Annotated in this window: 10 protein-coding genes; 9 read left to right on the top strand and 1 reads right to left on the bottom strand. The window is 67.0% G+C overall.

Annotated elements, in window-relative coordinates; genetic code table 11:
* The first annotated feature begins 200 nt into the window (after positions 1-200).
* The 6 genes from FB548_RS00905 to FB548_RS00880 are packed head-to-tail and all read left to right on the top strand — an operon-like array spanning position 201 to position 4,279.
* Positions 201-989: an ATP-binding cassette domain-containing protein gene (locus FB548_RS00905; RefSeq protein WP_142122897.1), complete on the top strand. Its 789-nt coding sequence runs from the start codon at positions 201-203 to the stop codon at positions 987-989.
* Positions 989-1,741: an MlaE family lipid ABC transporter permease subunit gene (locus FB548_RS00900; RefSeq protein ID WP_142122896.1), complete on the top strand. Its 753-nt coding sequence runs from the start codon at positions 989-991 to the stop codon at positions 1,739-1,741. Before FB548_RS00905 ends, FB548_RS00900 begins: the two co-directional genes overlap by 1 nt.
* A gap of 3 nt (positions 1,742-1,744) precedes the next feature.
* Entirely contained in the window at positions 1,745-2,290 is a 546-nt protein-coding gene (gene mlaD / locus FB548_RS00895) for an outer membrane lipid asymmetry maintenance protein MlaD (protein ID WP_142122895.1), read from the top strand.
* Positions 2,291-2,298: 8 nt separating this feature from the next.
* On the top strand, positions 2,299-2,958 hold the full coding sequence (locus FB548_RS00890) for an ABC transporter substrate-binding protein (RefSeq protein WP_142124040.1): 660 nt from the start codon (positions 2,299-2,301) through the stop codon (positions 2,956-2,958).
* Complete coding sequence (locus FB548_RS00885) at positions 2,942-3,244, top strand: STAS domain-containing protein (RefSeq protein ID WP_255470265.1); 303 nt, start codon at positions 2,942-2,944, stop codon at positions 3,242-3,244. Before FB548_RS00890 ends, FB548_RS00885 begins: the two co-directional genes overlap by 17 nt.
* Positions 3,245-3,271: 27 nt before the next feature.
* On the top strand, positions 3,272-4,279 hold the full coding sequence (locus FB548_RS00880) for an MlaA family lipoprotein (protein ID WP_142122893.1): 1,008 nt from the start codon (positions 3,272-3,274) through the stop codon (positions 4,277-4,279).
* Positions 4,280-4,382: 103 nt separating this feature from the next.
* Here FB548_RS00880 and rmuC read toward each other — a convergent pair whose 3' ends face one another.
* Positions 4,383-5,957, bottom strand: a complete 1,575-nt coding sequence (rmuC, locus tag FB548_RS00875; protein WP_142122892.1) for a DNA recombination protein RmuC — start codon at positions 5,955-5,957, stop codon at positions 4,383-4,385.
* A gap of 163 nt (positions 5,958-6,120) precedes the next feature.
* On the opposite strand from rmuC, the gene FB548_RS00870 reads away from it, so the two are divergent.
* The 3 genes from FB548_RS00870 (at position 6,121) to fabV (ending at position 9,773) form a co-directional block, all read left to right on the top strand.
* Entirely contained in the window at positions 6,121-6,759 is a 639-nt protein-coding gene (locus tag FB548_RS00870; protein ID WP_142122891.1) for a suppressor of fused domain protein, read from the top strand.
* A gap of 168 nt (positions 6,760-6,927) precedes the next feature.
* Entirely contained in the window at positions 6,928-8,412 is a 1,485-nt protein-coding gene (gene putP / locus FB548_RS00865) for a sodium/proline symporter PutP (protein ID WP_142122890.1), read from the top strand.
* 143 nt (positions 8,413-8,555) lie between these two features.
* Positions 8,556-9,773, top strand: coding sequence for an enoyl-ACP reductase FabV (fabV, locus tag FB548_RS00860; RefSeq protein WP_142122889.1), 1,218 nt, complete (start codon positions 8,556-8,558; stop codon positions 9,771-9,773).
* Positions 9,774-9,780 lie beyond the last annotated feature (7 nt).

The raw sequence follows: 9,780 nt of genomic DNA, 5'->3' as shown, positions 1-9,780 counted from the left end.
GATGCCGGGCATGGCGCCGGAGACGCGGCGGTTTGGGCCACAGCATCCCGCACGACCGTGCGCGCGGGCGGCGGTCGGGTGCCACAATAATCAAACTGCGCGGTACGGTTTATGTTCAGCCGTCGGCCGTGAAGCTACAGCGTTGTTTTTCCGTTAACCCGCTACTCCCCGCTCCGCCACCCCGCTCGCCGACGACGCCCATGACGCCTGCCGACGCCCCTGCCGTGCACCTGTCCGGCCTCCGCCTTGACCGCGGCGGCCGCACCATCCTGCGCGGCATCGACCTGACGGTGCCGCGCGGCAGCATTACCGCCGTCCTTGGCCCGTCCGGCAGCGGCAAATCGACGCTGCTGGCCGCGCTGACCGGTGAGCTACCGCCCGCCGCGGGTACGGTGGAGGTGTTCGGCCAGCCCGTGCCGCACGGCAGCCGCGCGCTGCTGGAGATGCGCAAGGGCATCGGCGTGCTGCTGCAGGGCAACGGCCTACTGACCGACCTGACCACGGCGGAGAACGTGGCGCTGCCGCTGCGCACGCATACCAAGCTGCCGGAGGCGCTGATCCGCCGACTGGTGGACCTGAAGTTGAACGCGGTCGGCCTGCGTGCCGCCGCCGACGCCTACCCGCGCGAGTTGTCCGGCGGCATGGCGCGCCGTGTGGCGCTGGCGCGCGCGCTGGCGCTGGATCCGCCACTGATGCTCTACGACGAGCCGCTGACCGGCCTGGACCCCATCGCCTCGGGCGTGATCATGAGCCTGATCCAGCGCCTCAACGACACGTTGGGCCTGACCAGCATCATCGTCAGCCACCACGTGCACGAGACCCTGCCGATCGCCGACCAGGCGGTGGTAATCGCCAATGGCGGCCTGGTGTTCTCGGGCACCTCCGCCGAACTCGACGCCACGTCGGACCCGCTGGTGAGGCAGTTCCTGCGTGGCGAGCCGGACGGCCCGATCGCCTTCGACACGGTCAAGCGCGGGGAGGCCGCCTGATGGCCTTCGCCACCGCCATCCGGTCGCTGGGCCGTGCCGGCCTGTTCTCGCTGTCGGTATTCCGTGCATCCACGCCGACCCGCGACTTCCTGGCCGAGCTGACCCGCGAGATCTACAAGATCGGCGGCCGCTCGCTGCCGATCATCGCCGTGGGCGGCGCCTTCGTGGGCCTGGTGCTGACCCTGCAGGGCTACCGCACGCTGACCACGTTCGGCGCCAGCGACGCGCTGTCCACGCTGCTGGGTCTGTCGCTGTACCGCGAACTGGGCCCGGTGCTGACCGCGCTGCTTTTCATCGGCCGCGCCGGCAGTTCCATCGCCGCCGAACTGGGCCTGATGCGCGCCACCGACCAGATCAAGGCGCTGGAGCTGATGGCCATCGATCCGGTGGCGAAGGCCGTGGCGCCGCGCTTCTGGGCGGCGGTGCTGACCGTACCGCTGCTGACCGGTTTCTTCTGCTCGCTGGCGATCAGCGCCAGCTATTTCGAAGCCGTGCACGTGCTCGGCCTCGACAATGGCACGTTCTGGTCGGCGCTGCAGAACAGCGTGGATTTCTGGGACGACTTCGGCGTGGCGCTGCTGAAGTCCGCCGTGTTCGGCGGCACCGCCGCGCTGGTCGCGGCCTACGTGGGCTTCCACGCCGAGCCGACCATCGAGGGCACCTCCGTGGCCACCACCCGCGCCGTGGTGAACGCCTCGCTGCTGGTGCTGATGTTCAATTTCGTCATGTCTGCATTGCTTTTCAGGAGCTGACCCATGTCCGTCCGTGGACCCCGTCTCGAGTTCGCCGTCGGCGCCTTCCTGCTGCTGGCGCTGGCGTCCCTGCTGGTGCTGGCACTGGCCTCCACCAACAAGCGCTTCGGCGTGGGCGGCGGCAGCTACGAGCTGACTGCGCGCTTCTCCAACCTCGGCCAGTTGCGCAAGCAGGCGCCGGTGAAGATCGGTGGCGTGGTGATCGGCCAGGTGGCCGACATCCGGTTGGATCCGGTCAAGTTCGATTCGCTGGTCACGCTGTCCATCGACAGCCAGTACAAGGACCTGCCGGCCGACACCGCGGCCGGCATCTTCACCAGCGGCCTGCTGGGCGAGAACTACATTGGCCTGTCGCCGGGCGGTGATCCCGAAGTCCTGAAGCCCGGCGAAGAGATCGCCTTCACCCAGCCGGCGGTCGACCTGCTGCAGCTGGCCGGCAAGTACATGTTCAGCGGCGGCGCCAACAATGCCGATGCAGGCTCCGGGGATACCCCCCCGGCCAGCGGCGATAACGCCGCGCCCCCCGTTACGGAAGAACCGACGCCATGAAGACCCTGATGAAGCCCTCCCTCCTGTCCGTCGTGCTGTCTGCCGCGCTGCTGGCGTCCGCGCCGGTCGCCGTGTTCGCGCAGACCGCGGCACCCGCCACCGCCACCAAGGCCAGCGCCAGCCAAGTCGTGCTGGCCAGCAGCACGCGCATCCTGACCACGCTCGACCAGCGTCGTGCCGAATTCAAGTCGAACCCAGCCGCACTGCGCCAATTCGTCACCTCCGAGTTCAACACGCTGTTCGACGGAGACTACGCCGCCCGCCTGGTACTGGGCGTGCACGGTCGTGGTGCCTCCGATGCCGACGTGAAGCTGTTCGGCCAAGCCCTGACCGAGCGCCTGCTGTCGGCCTATGGTGCGCGCCTGGCCGACTTCAACGCGCGTCTGAAGGTACGGGTGAAGTCCGAAACGCCGCTGCCCGGCGGCCGCGGCGTGAAGGTCGACACCGAGTTCCTGCAGGCCGACCAGACCGTCACCCCGATCACCTTCTATGTGCGCAACGTCGGTGGGCAGTGGAAGGTGTTCGACGTGCTGCCGGAAGGCGTGTCCTTCGTGCAGACCTTCAAGACCCAGTTCGATACGCCGTTGCGGCAGAAGTCCATCGCCCAGGTGGCGGCGGACCTGAAGGCCGGCAGGCTGCAGGTCAATGGCAGTGCCGGCGGCAACTGACGCCAGCGTCCAGCGGGACGGCGACGCGCTCGTGTTCACGGGTGCGCTGGACCGTGCGGCGGTGGCAGCGCTGTGGCCGCAAGCAACCGCGCACCTGGCCGGCGTGCAACGCTTCGTCCTGACCAACGTCACTACCGTCGACAGCGCCGGGCTGGCACTGTTGTCCGAGTTGGCCGCGCGCGCGCGCGCCAGTGGCACCACCCCCCGTTTCGATGGACAGCCTGCAGGTCTTGCCGATCTCCAGGCGGCGTACCGACTGACGCCGGAACTGGATTTTCCCGCGTAACCCCACCCGAAGTTTCCAGGAATCAGGATGAATCTGTTCCGCCTCTGCACCGTCGCCCTGCTGGCCGCCCTGGCGACCGCCTGCGCGTCGGCACCCACGTCCTCGACGGCGCCGCCTGCCGACGCCGTGGTGATCGACAGCACTGCCACGGCCGCCGCGCCGCTTCCGCCCGAGCCACCGATCGACCCGTCGAGCATCGATGCCCCCACGGCCGCGACGGATCCCGCCACGACATCGGAAGGCGAGGATGACTTCGCCGCGATCTATGGCCAGGGTGCGTACGACCCGGTCGCCGACCCCACTCTGCCCGCACCCGCCCAGGCACCGACCTCGTACGACCCGTGGGAGAAGTTCAACCGCAAGGTGCACCGCTTCAACAACGCGGTGGACCGCGCCATAGCCCGCCCGCTCGCACGCGCCTACGTGGCGGCGGTGCCCCGGCCGGTGCGGCTGGGCGTCGGCAACTTCTTCGACAACCTGCGCCAGCCGCTGACGATGGTGAACCAGCTGCTGCAGGGGCGTCCGCGCGATGCGACACAGACGCTCGGCCGCTTCGTGCTGAACTCGACCGTCGGCATCGGCGGCATCTTCGATCCCGCCAGCGACCTGAAGATGAAGCGCCGCAGCGAGGATTTCGGGCAGACGCTGGGGACGTGGGGCTGGAGGCGCTCGCGTTACGTGGAACTGCCTTTCTTCGGCCCGCGCACCATCCGCGACGTCTTCGGTATGGCCGGCGACATGCCGCTCAGTCCCGTGCGGCAGATCGAGGACGACAAGACGCGCATCTTCCTGCAGGGCCTCAACCTGGTCGACACGCGCGCGCAGTTGCTGTCGCTGGACAGCCTGCGCGAGGGTGCGGTGGATGATTACGCCCTGGTCCGTGATTCGTGGCTGCAGCGCCGCAACTACCAGATCGAAAGCCACCGCACGCAGCAGAAGACCGAGAGCGAGCTGCCGGAATACCTGCAGGACGAGAACAACCCGACGGTGCCCGTGGACGCCATGCCGATGCCGGAGATCAACGGCGGCGGTTGAGGCCGGGCATCATGCTGCGATGAAGGAAAACGGCGCCGAAAGGCGCCGTCGTCCTTTGAGGGGCAACGACGGCCGGCGCACCTCCCTCCAACGGGAGGAGGCATCACTCCTTGTCGTGGTCATCGCCTCGGGCGGGTGCCGTGAGCTGCTGAAATGTGTCGGGCTGCAGTTCCGGCGGCAACGCGCGCTTCGCCTTGCTTCCAAGTTCCGCGAGACGTCGTGCGCGATGGAGCGCAGACTGAGGGGAGTCGGCGAGACGATTACGGGCGCGATTGAAAGCCTGACTGGCGTCGTCCAGCCGCTTGCCAACCGTATCGAACTCGGTGAGGAATGCCGTCAGCGCGTCAAGCACACGTCCACCAGCCTCGCTGATCTCCAGCGCCTGCTTCTGCACCTTGTCCCTCGTCCACAGGCGCTCAGTGACCCGCAGCAACGCCATCAGAGTATTGGGGGACGCGAAGACCACCCGGCGATCAAAGGCATACCCTTGGAGATCTGTATCTGTACCAAGCGCAGCGGAAAGCGCGCCCTCAATAGGCACGAAGGCGATAGTGATGTCTAGGGCACTCTCCCCGACCGCCTTCGGATAATTCTTGTCGCCCAGCTCCTTCACATGCTGGCGCAAGCCCACCGCATGACGACGCAATGCGTCCTCTTGCTCGTCCGGGGTCGCCGCATTCATTGCTTCCTGCCAAGCGATAAGGTTGACCTTGCTGTCGACAACCACCTTGCGCTGGTCCGGAAAGTTCACGACGACGTCGGGCCGCAATCTTCCCCCTTCGTCGTCCACGGCGTGCTGCTGGCGCTCGTAATGTGTCCCCTCCTCCAATCCAGACCCACGAAGCACGCTATCCAGCATCAACTCGCCCCAGTCGCCACGTATACGCGCATTGCCTTTCAGCGCATTCGTCAGCGCGGCGGCTTGGGTGGCCATGTCCTGATTCAGCGTCTTCAGTTCGCCGACCGCGCCCAGCAGGCTCGCACGCTCACGCGACTCCTCCCCATACACGGTGTCAACACGCTGGCGAAACTCCCCCAGTTTGTCGGAGAAGGGCTTGAGCAGCCCCTCGATGTCCACGCGTGACTGAAGCGTCGCCTGCCGGACGTTCTTCTCAAATTGCTGCCCTCGCTCCTCGAACACCTTGCCGGCCAATTCCGCGAAGGCACCGGACAGCTTCTCCTGAGCACTGTCCAGATAGGTGCGCAACTCTTGCTGCGCCTGCCGTGAATGCTGGAGGTCCGCGGCGATCTGGGCATGCTCACCGTGCAGGCGCTGGTACGCCAGGCGCTGACTCTCCAGCTGCCTTTCCAGTTCGGTCATGCGCTGCTTGGCTTGCAGCGCATCGGCGATACGTTCGCCCAACTGCGCATCACGCTCAGCGGATAGAGTCAATTCCCGCTCGATACGCAGCCTCGCCTCAGCCAGTTCCTTCGCATGGCTCACCGAACGCGCGCGCTCAGCATCGAGTTCGACTTGCAGCGCGTCCAGCCAGCCACGTTGCTGCGCAGCTTCCACCGCGATCGCTTGGCTTCGTGCACGTTCTGCTTCGAGGTCACCAAGCAGCTTGTCACCGTCTGGTCCGCTCCCGGCGCGCGGGCGCAGCACCAGCACCGCCAGCAGCACGATGGCGGCGGCCACGAGGATCAGCAGGAGGACGAGCAGGGTCTGGGAATCCATGCCGACAGTGTAGCCGCTGGCGTCTCACCGCCTGAGCCGGCCACGACGCGAACGCCCTCCCACAGGAAGCGCGCGCCGCGTCACGGGACGTGGAGATGCGGCTTGACCCGCTCGAGCCGGCGGCGCACAGTCGCCGCGCACTGACCGCTTGGGGAAAGCCGGCATGCTGCAACGCCTCCGCACGCTGATGGGCGCCGCGCCCGATCCGCTGCCCGCACTCGCCGGCGCGCGGATCGCCGCATTGCGCGACGCGCTGGGCGAACCCGAGTACGTCGACCGCGACGGAGACCGCCAGCACCGCGTGGACGTGCACGTGTACGCACGCGAGTTCTCCAGCAGCGGCGACACCGGCCATGTGCTGGTCACCAGTGGCATGAGCGACCGCCTGATGACGATGCCGGAGGGCTATGACGGCGATGAATCCGCTGCGCGTGAGCTATTCTGGTATGTCCGCGAGCCGCATCCGGACTTCATCGCCCAGCTGCGCTGGCTGGCCAAGCTGCCGTTCGCCGAAGGGAGCTGGCTGGGTTACGGCCACACCGTGCCCATGCCCGTGCCACCCCTGGCCACCTCGCCGTTCTCCACGTTCCTGCTGCTGCCGCCCGCGGTCGCGGCGGACCGGCACCTGTTCGACAACCTGCATCTGCACGGCCATGGCATAGAGACGCTGGTGGTGCACCTGCTGTCGGACGCGGAGTACGACCTGGTGCGATCGGACGAGGGCCTGGATGTGTTCCTCGACCTGCTGGATGTGCACCACTACCCGCAGGTTTTCGACCCGTCGCGATCGTCCTACCTCTGAGTGGCCCCGCATCGCGTGGTGCGGCGCCGATTGCCAGCGCGGGGCCGGGCCGCTTAGGCTGCGGGCGGCCTCGGATGAGACGCATGTGACCGGAGCCCGCAACGGTGCGGCTTGCAGGTCCACGACTCTCTTCCCGCGAAACACCCGTCAGAACATCAAGGATCCTGCATGACCGTCAGCACACCGCTGCTCGTCACCTTTGCCGCCTACCTGCTGCTGATGGTGGGGATCGGTTTCGTCGCGTGGCGAAGGACGCGGACATTCGACGACTACATCCTGGGCGGACGCTCGCTGGGAAGTTACGTCACTGCGCTGGCAGCCGGCGCCTCGGACATGAGCGGCTGGCTGATGATGGGTCTGCCCGGGGCGCTCTATCTGGGCGGCGCTTCCGAGGCATGGATCGCCATCGGCCTGGTGATCGGTGCGTGGTGCAACTGGAAGTTCGTGGCGGGCCCGCTGCGCGTCTATACCGAACGCACGGACAACGCGCTGACGCTGCCGGACTATTTCACCCACCGCTTCGAGGACCGCAGCAGGCTGCTGAGGATCCTGTCGGCCCTGGTGATCCTGGTGTTCTTCGCCATCTACTGCGCATCCGGCATCGTGGCCGGGGCGCGCCTGTTCGAGAGCATGTTCGGCCTGCCTTACGGACAGGCGATGTTCTGGGGCGCGGTGGTGACCATCGCGTACACGTTCGTCGGCGGCTTCCTGGCCGTGAGCTGGACCGACACCGTGCAGGCGACGTTGATGATCTTCGCGCTGCTGCTGGTGCCGGTATTCGCCATCGTCGGTGCAGGTGGTCCGGGTTCGGCGATGACATTGATCGAACAGGTCGATCCCGCGCGCCTGCAGTGGGTTGGGGCGGGCGGCATCATCGCCATCGTGTCCGCCACGGCATGGGGATTGGGTTACTTCGGACAGCCGCACGTACTGGCGCGCTTCATGGCGGCCGACGACCTTGCCACCATTCCACCCGCGCGCCGCATCGCCATGACCTGGATGATCCTCTGCCTGATGGGTGCGATGGCCACCGGCTTCTTCGGCATCGCCTGGTTCGCTGCCCATCCGGATGTCGCGGCACCGGTGGACGCCAATCCGGAGCGGGTGTTCATCGTGCTGGCCGACCTGCTGTTCAATCCCTGGGTCGCCGGCGTGCTGCTGTCCGCGATCCTGGCCGCGATCATGAGCACCCTGTCGGCGCAGCTGCTGGTCTGCTCCAGCGCGCTGACCGAGGACTTCTACCGTGGCTTCATCCGGCCGAGCGCGGGACATCGCGAACTCGTCTGGTTCGGTCGCCTGGCGGTGCTGGCGGTGGCATTGCTGGCCATCTGGATCGCGCGCGACCCCGAGAGCCGCGTGCTGGGACTGGTCGCCTATGCATGGGCGGGTTTCGGCGCGGCCTTCGGTCCGGTCGTGGTGCTGTCGCTGTTCTGGAAGCGCATGACGCGCAACGGTGCGCTGGCCGGCATGATCGCGGGCGCGGCGACGGTGGTGCTGTGGAAGCAGACCGGCAGCGCGCTGTACGAGATCGTGCCCGGCGTCATCGCCGCGACATTGGCCGTGGTGGTGGTGAGCCTGCTGGGCAGGGCGCCGCAGGCGCTGTACCCGCGGCACGAAGCGGTGCACGCGACGTTGCGGCAGGAAGGATACTAGACCTCCATCCTGCCAACGCGCGCATGATCACGACTGTGCGCGATACGACATCCATACGCCTGCGTGTGCATGCATGACGCTTCATTCCCGGCGCCTGCGGCACTAAGATGCCGCGCAGGCACACCATCCCCCGGGTTACGACGTTGATCATCCATCCCAAAGTCCGCGGCTTCATCTGCACCACCACCCATCCGCTCGGTTGCGAGCTCAACGTGCGTGACCAGATTGCCGCGACCCGCGCGCAGGGCGTGCGCACCGACGGGCCGAAGAAGGTGCTGGTGATCGGCGCGTCCAGCGGCTACGGCTTGGCGGCGCGTATCAGCGCGGCGTTCGGTTTCGGCGCGGACACGCTGGGCGTGTTCTTCGAGAAGCCGGGCAGCGAGAAGAAGCCGGGCACCGCGGGCTGGTACAACTCGGCCGCGTTCGACAAGTTCGCGAAGGAAGCCGGCCTGTACAGCAAGTCGATCAACGGCGATGCGTTCTCCGACGAGGCTCGCGCGAAGGTGATCGAGCTGATCAAGACCGAGATGGGAGGCCAGGTCGATCTGGTGATCTATTCGCTGGCCTCGCCGGTGCGCAAGCTGCCGTCCACCGGTGAAGTGAAGCGCTCGGCGCTGAAGCCGATCGGCGCGCCGTACACGTCCACCGCCATCGATACCAACAAGGACGCCATCACCCAGGCGACCATCGAGCCGGCCACCGAACAGGAGATCGAGGACACCGTTACCGTGATGGGCGGACAGGACTGGGAACTCTGGATCGATGCGCTCGACAAGGCCGGCGTGTTGGCCGACGGCGCACGCACGGTGGCTTTCAGCTACATCGGCACCGACATCACCTGGCCGATCTACTGGCACGGTGCGCTCGGCCGCGCGAAGGTCGACCTGGACCAGACCGCACAGCGCCTGGACGCGCGCTTGAAGGCCACCGGAGGCACCGCGAATGTCGCCGTGCTGAAGTCGGTGGTGACGCAGGCCAGCTCCGCGATCCCGGTGATGCCGCTGTACATCAGCATCGTGTTCAAGGTGATGAAGGAGCTGGGCCTGCACGAAGGCACCATCGAACAGCTGGACCGCCTGTATCGCGACCGCATGTACCGCGCCGACGGCGCCCCGGCGGAGACCGACGACGAGAACCGCCTGCGCCTGGACGACTGGGAGCTGAAACCCGAAGTGCAGACGCAGGCCAAGGCGCTGTGGCCGCAGGTGACGACCGAGAACCTGTTCCAACTGACCGACTACGCCAACTACAAGCGCGAGTTCCTGAAGCTGTTCGGCTTCGAACGCAGCGACGTGGACTACGACGCCGATGTGGATCCGGACGTGCAGTTCGACTGCATCGAGCTGTCGCCGGAGAGCTGAGCGTCTC

It is taken from the genome of Pseudoxanthomonas sp. 3HH-4 (assembly GCF_006716465.1).
In the GTDB taxonomy this organism is placed as follows: domain Bacteria; phylum Pseudomonadota; class Gammaproteobacteria; order Xanthomonadales; family Xanthomonadaceae; genus Pseudoxanthomonas_A.
This window is presented reverse-complemented; position numbering and strand designations above follow the sequence as displayed.

Bases quoted from the DNA above. Each gene is read 5' to 3' on its own strand.
- FB548_RS00905 (WP_142122897.1), top strand. From the start codon at position 201: ATGACGCCTGCCGACGCCCCTGCCGTGCACCTGTCCGGCCTCCGCCTT.
- FB548_RS00900 (WP_142122896.1), top strand. From the start codon at position 989: ATGGCCTTCGCCACCGCCATCCGGTCGCTGGGCCGTGCCGGCCTGTTC.
- mlaD (WP_142122895.1), top strand. From the start codon at position 1,745: ATGTCCGTCCGTGGACCCCGTCTCGAGTTCGCCGTCGGCGCCTTCCTG.
- FB548_RS00890 (WP_142124040.1), top strand. From the start codon at position 2,299: ATGAAGCCCTCCCTCCTGTCCGTCGTGCTGTCTGCCGCGCTGCTGGCG.
- FB548_RS00880 (WP_142122893.1), top strand. From the start codon at position 3,272: ATGAATCTGTTCCGCCTCTGCACCGTCGCCCTGCTGGCCGCCCTGGCG.
- rmuC (WP_142122892.1), bottom strand. From the start codon at position 5,957: ATGGATTCCCAGACCCTGCTCGTCCTCCTGCTGATCCTCGTGGCCGCC.
- FB548_RS00870 (WP_142122891.1), top strand. From the start codon at position 6,121: ATGCTGCAACGCCTCCGCACGCTGATGGGCGCCGCGCCCGATCCGCTG.
- putP (WP_142122890.1), top strand. From the start codon at position 6,928: ATGACCGTCAGCACACCGCTGCTCGTCACCTTTGCCGCCTACCTGCTG.